Below are 12,080 nucleotides of genomic sequence, written 5' to 3'. Positions count from 1 at the left end.
AATCAAAATACTAAGGATGGTTTTATGCAAGTCATCTTCACTAAAGGTACTCAGCGTTATGGCCAGTTGCGCTGCGTGCGCATGGACGGTAGTGCGACTCAAACCCAAATGCCAGAACAGGGCATTGCTCCCCACGATATGATTCATTATGTGGTTGAAAAACGTCTGCATATTCAAGGGGCTTTCTTCTCGCAGGTCAGAGCTGGCGCCGATATCAGCTTCGCCTTGGAACATAATGAAACCTCCCGCGCTATCGCAGATAAAACGGAAGTGTGGCAAACCGAATCCATAGTCGAGACCTTGCAGTCGCTACTCTGGTCGGGCGAAACGCCAACCTATGACGGCTTTATTTATCTGTTAGAGCAAGCCTGTAGCAGTCGAGACTTAGCCGTTCCTACTGTTAACCAAACAGATTTTGATCATATTCTCAATGAGATTATGGATTTGAGTGTTGAGTGGCAGGGAATGGGAGAAGGTCAGTCCTTGACCTTGAAGTTCTGATCTATTGATTATGGCGGTGAGTGGCTAAATGCCTTCCCCTAAAAAGACTTTGGTATAGCGTGGCTGGATCCAAGCGCTATCACCTTTGTTTATGCCAAGCTGTTTAAATTGCACTTTAGATAATTCAACATGGATCAGTTGGTTATCTAGCTCAGTTAGGACTTCTAATCTCACTGCAGGGCCAACTATGGTCACTAAGTCTAAACTGACTTTAAGGGCATTTTCAGTTGGTTGTGTCAGTACCTCGATTTCGTGTGGGCGAACATAGGCCAAGCCTTGTTGCTCTTCGCTAATTGTGTGTTCAGGTGAGGGTATGTGGATATTGCCTATAGTGCTATGCCCTTGTTTTACCCGGGCATGAAATAGGTTCACATTGCCAAGAAACTCGTACACAAAAGGATTGCTTGGATTATCATAGACTTCTTCTGGCGTACCTTGCTGCTCGATACGACCTTGATTCATCACTACAATTTTATCTGCGACTTCGAGTGCTTCTTCCTGATCATGGGTCACAAATACGGTAGTGACATTAATCTCATCGTGTAAGCGTCTTAACCAGCGGCGTAATTCTGCGCGGACTTTTGCATCGAGCGCGCCAAAGGGTTCGTCTAACAGTAGAACCTTAGGTTCGACCGCAAGCGCGCGGGCGAGTGCGATGCGTTGCCTTTGACCGCCTGAAAGTTGTGATGGATAGCGATTAGCAGTCCAATCTAATTGGACGAGTTTGAGTAATGAATGCACCTTATCGGCAATGTCTGCCTTACTCGGACGTGTTTTTCGTGGTCTGACTGTGAGTCCATAGGCGACATTTTCGAATACAGTCATATGTTTAAATAGGGCGTAATGTTGGAATACAAAACCGACACCGCGTTCACTCACATGCTGTGTGGTGATGTCTTCGCCATTAAATCTGACTATGCCACTGTCGGCCTGTTCGAGTCCGGCAATAATCCTGAGTAAAGTTGTTTTGCCTGAGCCGGATGGGCCTAAAAGGGCTGTCAGCTCTCCGGTTTTGATCTCTAAATTGACCGAGTCCACGGCAACAAAATCACTAAAACGCTTATTAACTTGTTGAATGTGTATGCTCATAATGCTCTGTTCCCAAGGACGTTGCGTTTAGTTAATTTGATGTTTGCGCTCATCTTTCCACTCCACAAGGCTTTTCAGCACTATAGTGACCAGTGCTAAACCTGTGAGCAGGGATGACACGGCAAACGCGGCCGTAAACATGTATTCGTTATAAAGCACTTCTATGTGTAGCGGCATAGTATTGGTCTCACCGCGAATGCGCCCAGAGACCACTGCTACCGCCCCAAACTCGCCCATAGCACGGGCATTACACAGGATCACGCCGTAGAGTAAGCCCCACTTAATGTTAGGCAGTGTGACGTACCAAAAGGTCTTTAAACCACTGGCACCTAGGGTGAGTGAGGCCTCTTCTTCATCTTTGCCCTGTTGTTGCATCAGTGGGATGAGTTCACGGGCAATAAAGGGTAAAGTGCCGAACATGATGACAATGACTATGCCCGGAACGGCAAAAATCACTTTTAAATCATGGGCAGCAAGCCAAGGCCCAAACCAGCCTTGGGCACCGAAGAGGATCACAAAAATCAGCCCGACCACTACGGGTGAAATGGCGAAGGGCATATCGATTATCGAGATCAGTATGGTTTTGCCTCTAAACTCAAATTTAGCAATGGCCCAAGCGATGGCGACACCAAAAATAGCATTAGTGGGTACAACAATAATTAACACTAACAAGGTGAGGCGAATGGAAGCGAGCGCATCGGGATCGGTCACGGCTTGCCACCAGACCTTGAGACCCGCTTCGAAGGCGCCGTAGAGCACAACCGCTAATGGCAAAACCAGAAACAGTGCGAGAAAGCTTAATGCGATCCCGATTAAACTCCACTTTATCCAAGGTGCCTCAGTGGTAGCGTGATGATTTACAGTCGATATTTGACCCATAGACTTAACCTCTTTTACTCGCCCACCACTGTAGGCTATTAATTAATAACAATAAGAGGAAAGCTGCTGCGAGCATGACCACGCCGATAGCCGCTGCGCCGTTATAGTCATATTGCTCAGCTTTGGACACTATCAGTAGCGGAGTAATTTCGGTGCGATAGGGCAAATTGCCCGAGATAAAAATGACGGAACCATATTCGCCCACTGCACGTGCAAAGGCTAAGGCGTAACCCGTTAATAATGCAGGTAATACCGCAGGTAGGATCACTCTTCTTATGGTGGTTAATCGATTAGCACCGAGGGATGCAGATGCTTCTTCAAGTTCCTTTGAAAAATCAGCCAAAACCGGTTGTACTGTTCGTACGACAAAGGGCAATCCAATGTAAGTTAAGGCGATCACAACACCAATTTGACTGTAGGCGACTTTAATACCCCATAAGTGTAAATATTGACCTACCCACCCGGTAGTCGAATAAAGCGTTACGAGCGCGATACCTGCGACAGCCGTCGGTAAGGCAAAAGGCAGATCGACTAAAGCATCGACGACTTTTTTACCAAAAAATTGATAACGTACTAACACCCAAGCGACGAGAGTCCCAAAAATGGCATTAATGCTGGCGCCAATAAAAGACGCCGTAAATGACAGCTTGTATGAGGCTACAACCTGAGGATGACTAATTGCGACCCAAAAGTCAGCCCAACTCATTTGCAGCGTAAACAGAACTAATCCGGCTACAGGAATAAGAAATAGCAAACTTAAATATAAAACTGAGAAGCCTAAGGTAATACCAAATCCAGGTAGCACAGATTTTATGACAACCTTGCTCATATCATTATTCCGTCGCGAGATAAGTGAAACTCATGGGCGGTTTCGTATGAGTGAAACCGCGTAAAAGATTACTTGCTAATCTTGGTTAAAATAGAATCGAATTGACCACCATCATTAAAATGAGTTTTTTGTGCTTTGTTCCAGCCACCAAAAACCTCATCAATGGTAAAGAGCGTCAGTTGTGGAAACTTGTCTTTGTATTGCAACGCAACGTCTGGGTTTGTCGGGCGATAAAAGTGTTTTGCTGCTAGGTGTTGTGCTTCATCAGTATAGAGATGTGCTAAGTAAGCTTCTGCTAACTTACGTGTCCCTTTGCGATCGACATTTTTATCTACCACTGTCACTGGTGGCTCGGCAAGAATACTGACACTTGGAACAATAATTTCAAATTCACCTTTTCCTAACTGCTCAACAGATAATATGGCTTCATTTTCCCAAGCGATGAACACATCGCCAATGTTACGCTGTACAAAGGTATTGGTTGCGCCACGGGCGCCTGAGTCCAGCACAGGTACGTTTTTATAAATCTGAGTGACAAACTCTAACGCTTTTTCTTCTGAGCCGTATTGCTTCAGTGCATAACCCCAAGCAGCGAGATAGTTCCAGCGTGCCCCGCCTGAAGTCTTAGGATTTGGGGTAATGACTTCTACACCTTCACGAACTAAGTCATTCCAGTCATGGATATTTTTGGGATTTCCCTTGCGAACCAATAGCACTATGGTCGAGGTATAGGGCGAGCTATTGTGTGGCAGGCGACTTTGCCAATTTTCAGGAATTAAATCCGCTTTTTGTCTTAATGCATCAACGTCATAGGCCAGTGCTAGGGTGACAACATCCGCTTCTAATCCATCGATAACTGAGCGAGCTTGCGAGCCTGAACCACCGTGAGATTGACGTATGGTTGGGGCTTTATGGCCTTGTTTTTGCCAATATTGGCTGAAGAGTTGGTTATATTCCCGATAGAATTCACGGGTTGGATCATAGGAAACATTCAATAGCGTATCTTCAGCGAGTGCGAGAAAACTAGCAGAGGCCAAAACTAAGGTGAGTGTTGCTTTTTGTAGGTGAGATAAAATATTCATACCGAAATCCTCATATTATTTAATAAGGCTTCCGGTTGACCGGTCAGCGATGTGGTCTAGCTGTGTTGATTGGGTGGTAAATTTCGTTTTTATTTTGACGGCGTAACTTGGTCTAAACGAATTTTTTCTTTCTTTTCTAATTGCACTAATTTCCCATGGTGAAAGGTTAATTCCACTGTCCCAAACTCAATTCTACCCAGTAGTTTTTCTAAACTATTGACGAGCAAGGGGATCACGGTTTGTAGATCTTCTTTGGTTGCCATATAAGTCCTCATGTAATTGGTTTTTGACAACGTAATTGGAATTATAATCAAATATTGATAACTAAAAAGTTACATTTTGCGATTTGATATTCTTTTATGTAATAAGTGTGTCTTTTGTGTGTTTGAGTTTGCGAGATCGTTAGGCTAGATCTGAGTTGCACTTTCTATTTGATAGATAAGATTACCAATAAGCACATCAATGAGGGGCCACTGTCCATGTCCGGAATCGACATTAATGTGGCCACTTAACCCTAAGTTGATTGTTGGGAATCCAAATTTTTTTGCCAGTTTTGCAGCTTGATTAAAGGGCATCCAAGGATCGTTTTCACTGGCAATGACAAGCCCTGTGACACCTAAGGGATGTTTTGGCAACAAGTGTTTGATCGTTTGAGTGCCATCGTGTTCAGGCAGAATGTGTCCATTCTCAGAAAATCGTGCTGGTGATGCTGGCGCGACTAAAATAGCTGCTGCTACCCGCTGTGGATGATGAGCGATGGCAAGGCTTGTCGCTAAACAGCCAAAACTGTGGGCGAGGATGAGGATTTCACCTTCGATTTGATCGATTGCGCGGCAAATGGCATTGGCCCAGATATGAATCTTAGGCTCTAATAGTGGTAAGTCATTGACCCATATAGCTGATTCATATTTTTGTGCAATCCAACTTTGCCAATGTAAAGGGCCACTACCACCAAACCCTGGCACAATTAATAAGGTTGCCATATTTCATCCTCCAAGATGTGAGTTTATAAGAGAGCCAAATGACGACCGGATGAAGCCAGTTTGACTCGCACTCTGACTATATCTACAAATTTGGTTATTAAAATTATTATTTGTAGTTCATTTTGGAATATGAGATATATTTAGGATATTAATTCTGGAGGAAGTTGCCTTTGTGAGGTGATGTTACAGATAAATAATCCATAAAAATGCCCAGTAAGAGGGTGAGTCTTCTGGGCACTCGTTTTCAGTTTATATCTTGTTATTCCCTATGGCGACGTTCTTGGCTTTGAGTTGATCGACCTTGGTTATGTTCTACCGAGCGAGCGGTTTGCGCATTTTGGCGTGGCTCACTTTGTCTCACTCTCACTTCTTCGCGTTGTCTAGGCGCCGCTTGTCTTGGTTGTTCAATCCGTTGTGGCTCTGTACGTCTTGTTTCAGGTCGTGGCGTTTCAACTCTTGGGGTCATAGTTCTTGGTTTTTCTTGCCTTTGTGACTGTGCCCTTTGTTGATCGACATTACGCGGCTGTGACTCCCGAGTTTGGTATTGCCTTTGCTGAGGCTCCTTTGATGACATTGGCTTTGACTGCACGGGTCTTGATTGCATGTCATTACGCTCCTTGTGGGTTGGTGTTTGTACCATAGGGGCGGAGCGACGCTCCTTTAACTCGGCTTGTGTTTTCTGATAACTCGGCGTGCGGTTATCACGTTCACGGCTGACGTTGTGATAGTCTTTATTATCACGACTTTTATTGCCCTGATTACTCATATTACCCAGATTACTATGGGTATCTTGGCGTTCTTCAGACTTCGAATATTGGCTATTGAAGTGCTGTTTACTACCGCTTGAGTGTGAATCTTTGCCGCGATATTTATCATCATGGTAATAGCGTTGTTTCACCACTGGATTGTGATAACTCACACCGCGTCTATGTTCGGGTTTATGTTTCCAAGGTTGTGCGCCATGGCTGACACTGTATCTTTCCCGTGGGCGATATCGGTGTGAATGGCGATAGTCGATCACCACCACTTTATGGTTGTGCCAGTGGAACGAACTGAAGAAGTAGTTAAAGGAAATATGGATGCCCGGTGACCAGTAGAAATGGTTATGACTCGGACGATAGGGATAGCCAGCATAGCCGCCAAATTCCCAATATACAGGAGGATAAGCCACACCCCAACGCCATGTGCCGTAAACCACGCGTGGATCGTAATAGGGGACGTAGACGATTTCTCGCTTAGCGGGTTCTATGATGATCTGATTGTTGGCGCGGGTAATTGCCATGTTATCCATGTCCGCTAAGCTATTCGCTTTATCAGCCTGTTGTCTTAGGGACTGAATGCTGTTCATCACTTGGCCTTCATCTTCTAAGAAGGCTTCACCGAGTCTTTGAGTCCATTCGAGATCTTCACTCATTTTTTGCAGCAGCGTCGGGAAGGCCAGCAAGGCTTTGACGCTCGGGTCCCAGTCCTGATCTTCGGCTTGCGACATAATTTGGTCGATCGATGATTTGGGGCGCTGGGTTAACCAACGCTGTGCCTGCACTATTTCGAGTGGATAAGTTGAGGCAATAAGTATGTGGGTCAATAAGCTATCGGGATACAGGGCAATAGGCGCCAGCATTTGTTCGAGTTTGGCTTGGCTTGCCGCTGTGCTCGATCCTTGGCTCGCAGATATGCCCGCAGCCTGTGCTGTGGTAGTGAAAGGCAAGGCCACTAATGCCGCCGTTAACACTAGCCAATTCCATCGATGTAGTCTGTTCATGGTTTGCTCCAATAATCCTGTTCGAGGATGTTATGGGCATATTAGGCGTGTGAATATGAACATAAGCTGAAAGTGTTTTGCGGTTAAATATTTATTTATAGCCAAGTTTTAAGAGAAGTAATAAATCTATCACATTGAAAATAAAGACTTAAACTGAGTGTGCAAAGCTGATGCTAAATTTGGCACCACCTAAGGTTTCTGAGCGAGAGACAGAAATTCTGCCGTTATAGCTGTCGACTAAATCGCGCACGATAGCAAGCCCAATACCATTACCTTGAAGGTAGGAGTCTGCGCGAATACCACGTTCAAAGATTTGATTTTGCAGGGCTTCACTGATCCCTGGGCCATCATCTTCGATACAGATTAGCAGTTGATAGGCATCGCCTGTGACCGTTAATGTCACCGTAGACTTCGCGGCTTTACAGGCGTTGTCGAGTAAATTGCCTAGAATTTCAGTCAGATCTGCTTCATCCCCTTTGAATACTGCGTGTTCTACCATCTCGCCGCTGAGATTGATTTGTGGCTCTCGATAAATTTTAGCTAACGTGCGTAATAACTTAGCGGCGATTTCATCGACACGAATACCTAAATGCCACGAGGCCGCCGCTGCGGTTTGGGCGCGTTTTAGCTGGTGGCCAATGATCCGGCTGATCACTGATACTTGCTCACTGGAGGATTCGCTTAAGTCGGCCTGACTCTTGATCACCGCCAGTGGCGTTTTGAGGCTATGGGCTAGGTCGGCCAAGGCATTACGATAGCGTTTTCGTTGGGTTTGTTCGGTATTGAGCAAAATATTAAGCTGCCGAGCAACCGCTTGTAATTCAGTGGGGTACTGGCTACTTAGCTGCATCGACTTACCTTGCTCGACGGAATGTAACTCTTGGGTAAAGCGTGCTAAAGGTCGCAACGTCCACAGTAACCAACTTAATTGAAACACTAACATGACTAACATTAAGATCAGCAGCCAAGTCCAAAGCTGTTGATTAAACTGATCAATTTGCTGCTGAAATTCTCGCTCGTCTTTAATGATGTGGATTGTCACTGGCACGTTTTGATTTTGGCTGGCAAAACTGACACTAAAGCTATAAATCAAATGGAGTTGATCGGCGAGCTCGATTTGCTCAAATGCGCTTTGACCTGTGGCTGGGATGGTAAAATGTGGCGGTGGCGTAATCCCCATAAAAGATTGCGAGTGCCACACTATATCTTGTTTGCCGCTGGCGTCTTCAGTGGTTGCAATGGCATACAGCCCTGATTGAATGAGGTTAAAACGATTCTCTAACACTAACTCTGGGATGGAGATTTGTTTGTTTTCGACTTCAGTCACCGCGAGAATCGAATAGACATAGGCACTGAGTTCATTCTTGGTTGCGCTTTTAACTTGTTCAGTAAAGGCATCGTTTAAGGCAACGCCGATCAAAGGTAATAACACTAAGATAAATAATAGCGCGCTGGCAACTAAGCGCGCTTTAAGGGAGTTTAACACTTGCCACGCCATGGCGCGTTTACTCATCGGCTGCTTGCCCGGACGTTAACGCTTTTAGGCGATAACCTTGGCCGCGCAGAGTTTCAATTAAGTTGTATTGATTATCTGGGTCGAGTTTTTTGCGTAACCGGCGGATAAAGACTTCGATGACGTTAGAATCTAAATCAAAATCCTGATCGTAAATATGCTCTGTGAGTACAGTTTTTGATTTGACTTCGCCTTGATGCAACATAAAAAATTCGAATAACTTGTATTCAGAACCACTGAGATTAACCAGTTCTTCGCCTTTACGTACTTCTAGACTGCTGGTGTTAAGGCTAAAGGGGCCGTTGTAGATCAGGGGGCTGGCCTTACCGGCAGAGCGACGGATCAGGGCTTTTAGTCGTGCGATGAGTTCTTGGGGATGGAAAGGTTTCGTCAGATAGTCGTCGGCACCGGCATCGAGTCCTTCAACCTTATCTTGCCAACTGTCCCTTGCGGTTAAAATCAGGATAGGAAAGTCGCGTTTTTGTTCACGCACGCTACGGATCAAGGCGATACCATCGAGTTTAGGTAAACCTACATCGATAATTGCTGCATCATAGTTGTATTCGAGCGCTTGAAATAAGCCTTCTTCACCATCACTCGCCACATCGATACTGTAATGGGCATCGAGGAGATGTTGCTTTAAGTTAGTCTGTAGTTCTATATCATCTTCAACTAGTAACAATCGCATCGTTAGTTCCTCGAGACTCGGCCCGTTGCGGCATCTACTGAAACAGAAAATACTTGGCCATCATTATTGAGGATTTTAATACGATATCCCGATCCGCTGGATTGTACGCTCAATACTTTGCCTTGAAATTGTCGTTGCGCCATTGCCACCGCTTGATCAGGGCTATTGACCGCTAGACGGCGCTGCTCATTCTTCGCACCTTGGTTACTAGGCTGATTGCGATCATCATGTCTATCATTACCTGCTATGCAACCAAAGGAGGCTGATAAGCAAGTGATTAGGGCCAAGGTCAAACCAAGTTTCATATCGGGTACCCGCAATGTTCAGCGATCTTAAGTTAATGAGTGAGATGGATAACTTATCGAGTCGACTAAGAATACCTCATCACCTTAACAAACACATAGAGATCAGCCAATTGGTTGGCACAATTCCTTCAAAATTAACTCTGGCAGTTATTTTGTTATTCGTGACAGAACTGAAGTTCTGTTGGCGAGTCTATCTCTATGCTCGCGCTTGTATCGTTTAAGTTTGGTGAGTGTTACTCATTCCAGATGAACTCGGGCTGAACGTATCTTCTAGCTGAGAACAGTGAGTGTTGATGTTCAGCTTATGTTCACCTTCATTGCACTTTAATAGCTCCAATTTGAACGGGTTATCCATAGGATATTCAAGATGAACACACTCAATAAGCAAGATATGGCAGCCACAGTTAATATTAAGCTATTTATGGCAACGGCTATTGCTGCGTTGTTTTTAGCGTCATCTGCCGCTAGCGCTCAGCCCCGCGAACTGGAGTCATCGCAAAGCTTAACGCCATTTACTGCAGCCAGCGTTGGCATTGCTAAAAAAGCGGAAAATAGCGAGCAAGCTGCCGAGCAGGAACAACAAGCCTTAACTTTGTTACAACAAGCCGCGCCCGCAAAAAATGTCACTGAAGTCGCCGCTGCGGCCGTGAAATCCTTGGCGCCAGCCTTATCATCCAAAGCGCCGACGGCAAACCGAGTGCAACTTATGGGCGCCTCGCCGATGACGCGTGAGCAAGTGACAGCGAAACATGCGAGCCAAGGGATTCCGAGTTCGAGCGCGACCAGTGACGATCCCTACCGCGCACCTGTGTATCACAGCTTTTCGATTTTTGATGCCAGCAGTCGTTTGTTTGAAGACTTTGACTACGATGGGTTTTATCAAACGTTTAGCGTGACCTTCGACGTTGATGTCAATGGTGCATATCTTAATGAAAGAGCTGATTTATTTGCCGAGCTTTATCTCAGTCGTGATGGTGGCCCTTGGGTGCATTACTACACCACAGACGTATTTACCATTTACGGCGATTCGACACAGGACGATTACGAAGTGTTGACCACGCTCTACACGGGTTATGCGACGGATCACTATGATGTGTTGATTGATGTGTATGAAGTGGGTTACAGCGATATTGTTGCGACCATTAGCGCCGATGAGACCGATAGTTTGTATGCGCTGCCATTGGAGAGTAGCGATCGAGACAGAGAGCCCGACATTATCGTTGTTGAGGAAAGTGGCGGCGCCTTCTCAGTATTAGGTTTGTTATGTCTTAGTTTGTGTGCGGGGCTGCGGTTGAATCGAACTCGAGCCTAATCGCCCTTATTTCTCTCGGTGTTTATCTGCGGTAAATAGGGCTAGTATGGATGAGTTATTTTAACTAAATGGAGAAAGACATGATTGCTCAAGGTCAAACATTACCTGCTGCCACATTAGGTCAACTGACTAAAGATGGCATGGTGAATCACCAAGTTACCGAATTGTTCGCGGGTAAAAAAGTCGTATTGTTTGCAGTGCCAGGTGCTTTTACTCCAACGTGTTCTGAAGCGCATTTACCTGGCTATGTGGTATTAGCCGATCAATTTAAAGCGAAAGGCGTGGATTTGATTGCCTGTGTTGCTGTGAACGATGCCTTTGTGATGAAAGCGTGGGGCGAAGCACAAAATGCCTCTGAATTAATGATGTTAGCCGATGGCGATGCCAGCTTTACTAAAGCCTTAGGTTTGGAGATGGATACTGCCGGTTTTGGTGGAGTGCGTTCACAACGTTATGCCATGATCATCGATAACGGTGTAGTGACTCTACTGAATGTAGAAGAGCCAAAGGCTTTTGAAGCCAGTAAAGCTGAAGTTGTTTTGGCTGCTATCTAAGCGTATTTAAGACATGAAGTTTGGATGTGACCAAAGCCAGCCATTCATTGGCTGGCTTTAACTAAATCCATTTATTGTACGATTTGAATGTTGTCTGCATCTATGGTCACTTCAGACCAATCTTTATCCACTTCACCACGAATAATGACCTGAGTCTCAGGTGTTACTGTGTTGCCGCGCCATAAATCATCATCAATTTCGACCTTAATATCACCCGTAGCGTCACGGAAAATATAATCATCGTGTCCAATGGAAGAAATGATATGGCCCGTTAACTCAATTTGGGCGTCATCACTGGCATTGAGCGCGCTCACCACATCATGAATCACTTGTCTTGCGCTCGGCCCTTGGAAGCCACCCTGTATTTGAGGTTCACCCGTTGTAGGTTGAAAGCCTGCTTGGCTGGCCATAGTCGTGAATGAAAGTGCCATTGCGAAAACGGTAAGAGTCATTTTATTCATCTGTTTGTCCTTTCTATGGTTTTATGTAACTCAGCCTCAATGGCTATTACAGTGTTGCGAGCATAGTGCCAAGACAAGCGTGAAGCGGTTGTGAAGATTGGGTTTGCAACTCAGAATTTGCT

At 45.3% G+C, this 12,080-nt stretch carries 14 protein-coding genes; 3 read left to right on the top strand and 11 right to left on the bottom strand.

What is annotated here, in order from left to right:
* Positions 1–24: 24 nt before the first annotated feature.
* Entirely contained in the window at positions 25–501 is a 477-nt protein-coding gene (locus GWI56_RS06465; protein ID WP_198572437.1) for a cytoplasmic protein, read from the top strand.
* A 24-nt stretch (positions 502–525) separates the two neighbouring features.
* On the opposite strand, the gene GWI56_RS06460 is transcribed toward GWI56_RS06465, so the two are convergent.
* From GWI56_RS06460 to GWI56_RS06415, 10 genes are all read right to left on the bottom strand, one after another.
* On the bottom strand, positions 526–1,590 hold the full coding sequence (locus GWI56_RS06460) for a sulfate ABC transporter ATP-binding protein (protein WP_168826299.1): 1,065 nt from the start codon (positions 1,588–1,590) through the stop codon (positions 526–528).
* Positions 1,591–1,617: 27 nt separating this feature from the next.
* On the bottom strand, positions 1,618–2,469 hold the full coding sequence (gene cysW / locus GWI56_RS06455; protein WP_198572436.1) for a sulfate ABC transporter permease subunit CysW: 852 nt from the start codon (positions 2,467–2,469) through the stop codon (positions 1,618–1,620).
* A 4-nt stretch (positions 2,470–2,473) separates the two neighbouring features.
* The gene (gene cysT / locus GWI56_RS06450; RefSeq protein ID WP_011790693.1) at positions 2,474–3,298 is read right to left on the bottom strand and encodes a sulfate ABC transporter permease subunit CysT; all 825 of its coding nucleotides are present in this window, start codon (positions 3,296–3,298) and stop codon (positions 2,474–2,476) included.
* 68 nt (positions 3,299–3,366) lie between these two features.
* Positions 3,367–4,380: a sulfate ABC transporter substrate-binding protein gene (locus GWI56_RS06445; RefSeq protein ID WP_198572435.1), complete on the bottom strand. Its 1,014-nt coding sequence runs from the start codon at positions 4,378–4,380 to the stop codon at positions 3,367–3,369.
* Between the two features lie 89 nt (positions 4,381–4,469).
* Entirely contained in the window at positions 4,470–4,643 is a 174-nt protein-coding gene (locus GWI56_RS06440) for a YezD family protein (RefSeq protein ID WP_011790691.1), read from the bottom strand.
* Positions 4,644–4,787: 144 nt separating this feature from the next.
* Complete coding sequence (locus tag GWI56_RS06435; RefSeq protein ID WP_198572434.1) at positions 4,788–5,363, bottom strand: alpha/beta hydrolase; 576 nt, start codon at positions 5,361–5,363, stop codon at positions 4,788–4,790.
* Between the two features lie 259 nt (positions 5,364–5,622).
* Positions 5,623–7,125: a DUF3300 domain-containing protein gene (locus GWI56_RS06430; RefSeq protein ID WP_198572433.1), complete on the bottom strand. Its 1,503-nt coding sequence runs from the start codon at positions 7,123–7,125 to the stop codon at positions 5,623–5,625.
* A gap of 148 nt (positions 7,126–7,273) precedes the next feature.
* A complete protein-coding gene (locus tag GWI56_RS06425; protein WP_198572432.1) occupies positions 7,274–8,638 on the bottom strand; it encodes an ATP-binding protein in 1,365 nt (454 codons plus the stop codon).
* Positions 8,631–9,326 carry a response regulator transcription factor gene (locus tag GWI56_RS06420; protein ID WP_105250672.1) on the bottom strand — a complete coding sequence of 232 codons (696 nt, stop codon included), beginning with the start codon at positions 9,324–9,326 and terminating at the stop codon, positions 8,631–8,633. Before GWI56_RS06420 ends, GWI56_RS06425 begins: the two co-directional genes overlap by 8 nt.
* A gap of 2 nt (positions 9,327–9,328) precedes the next feature.
* Positions 9,329–9,631 carry a PepSY domain-containing protein gene (locus tag GWI56_RS06415; RefSeq protein WP_198572431.1) on the bottom strand — a complete coding sequence of 101 codons (303 nt, stop codon included), beginning with the start codon at positions 9,629–9,631 and terminating at the stop codon, positions 9,329–9,331.
* A 367-nt stretch (positions 9,632–9,998) separates the two neighbouring features.
* Between GWI56_RS06415 and GWI56_RS06410 the strand changes: the two genes are divergently transcribed.
* Entirely contained in the window at positions 9,999–10,943 is a 945-nt protein-coding gene (locus GWI56_RS06410; RefSeq protein ID WP_198572430.1) for a choice-of-anchor H family protein, read from the top strand.
* An 80-nt stretch (positions 10,944–11,023) separates the two neighbouring features.
* Entirely contained in the window at positions 11,024–11,497 is a 474-nt protein-coding gene (locus GWI56_RS06405; RefSeq protein WP_113940228.1) for a peroxiredoxin, read from the top strand.
* 71 nt (positions 11,498–11,568) lie between these two features.
* Here the strand turns inward: GWI56_RS06405 and GWI56_RS06400 are convergent, their stop codons facing one another.
* The gene (locus GWI56_RS06400) at positions 11,569–11,958 is read right to left on the bottom strand and encodes a NirD/YgiW/YdeI family stress tolerance protein (protein WP_113940229.1); all 390 of its coding nucleotides are present in this window, start codon (positions 11,956–11,958) and stop codon (positions 11,569–11,571) included.
* Between the last annotated feature and the right edge of the window lie 122 nt (positions 11,959–12,080).

The organism is Shewanella sp. DW31 (assembly GCF_015767295.1).
In the GTDB taxonomy this organism is placed as follows: Bacteria; Pseudomonadota; Gammaproteobacteria; order Enterobacterales; family Shewanellaceae; genus Shewanella; species Shewanella oncorhynchi.
This window is presented reverse-complemented; position numbering and strand designations above follow the sequence as displayed.

Coding starts and splice junctions, on each gene's coding strand:
- GWI56_RS06465 (WP_198572437.1), top strand. CDS start 25: ATGCAAGTCATCTTCACTAAAGGTACTCAGCGTTATGGCCAGTTGCGC.
- GWI56_RS06460 (WP_168826299.1), bottom strand. CDS start 1,590: ATGAGCATACACATTCAACAAGTTAATAAGCGTTTTAGTGATTTTGTT.
- cysW (WP_198572436.1), bottom strand. CDS start 2,469: ATGGGTCAAATATCGACTGTAAATCATCACGCTACCACTGAGGCACCT.
- cysT (WP_011790693.1), bottom strand. CDS start 3,298: ATGAGCAAGGTTGTCATAAAATCTGTGCTACCTGGATTTGGTATTACC.
- GWI56_RS06445 (WP_198572435.1), bottom strand. CDS start 4,380: ATGAATATTTTATCTCACCTACAAAAAGCAACACTCACCTTAGTTTTG.
- GWI56_RS06440 (WP_011790691.1), bottom strand. CDS start 4,643: ATGGCAACCAAAGAAGATCTACAAACCGTGATCCCCTTGCTCGTCAAT.
- GWI56_RS06435 (WP_198572434.1), bottom strand. CDS start 5,363: ATGGCAACCTTATTAATTGTGCCAGGGTTTGGTGGTAGTGGCCCTTTA.
- GWI56_RS06430 (WP_198572433.1), bottom strand. CDS start 7,125: ATGAACAGACTACATCGATGGAATTGGCTAGTGTTAACGGCGGCATTA.
- GWI56_RS06425 (WP_198572432.1), bottom strand. CDS start 8,638: ATGAGTAAACGCGCCATGGCGTGGCAAGTGTTAAACTCCCTTAAAGCG.
- GWI56_RS06420 (WP_105250672.1), bottom strand. CDS start 9,326: ATGCGATTGTTACTAGTTGAAGATGATATAGAACTACAGACTAACTTA.
- GWI56_RS06415 (WP_198572431.1), bottom strand. CDS start 9,631: ATGAAACTTGGTTTGACCTTGGCCCTAATCACTTGCTTATCAGCCTCC.
- GWI56_RS06410 (WP_198572430.1), top strand. CDS start 9,999: ATGAACACACTCAATAAGCAAGATATGGCAGCCACAGTTAATATTAAG.
- GWI56_RS06405 (WP_113940228.1), top strand. CDS start 11,024: ATGATTGCTCAAGGTCAAACATTACCTGCTGCCACATTAGGTCAACTG.
- GWI56_RS06400 (WP_113940229.1), bottom strand. CDS start 11,958: ATGAATAAAATGACTCTTACCGTTTTCGCAATGGCACTTTCATTCACG.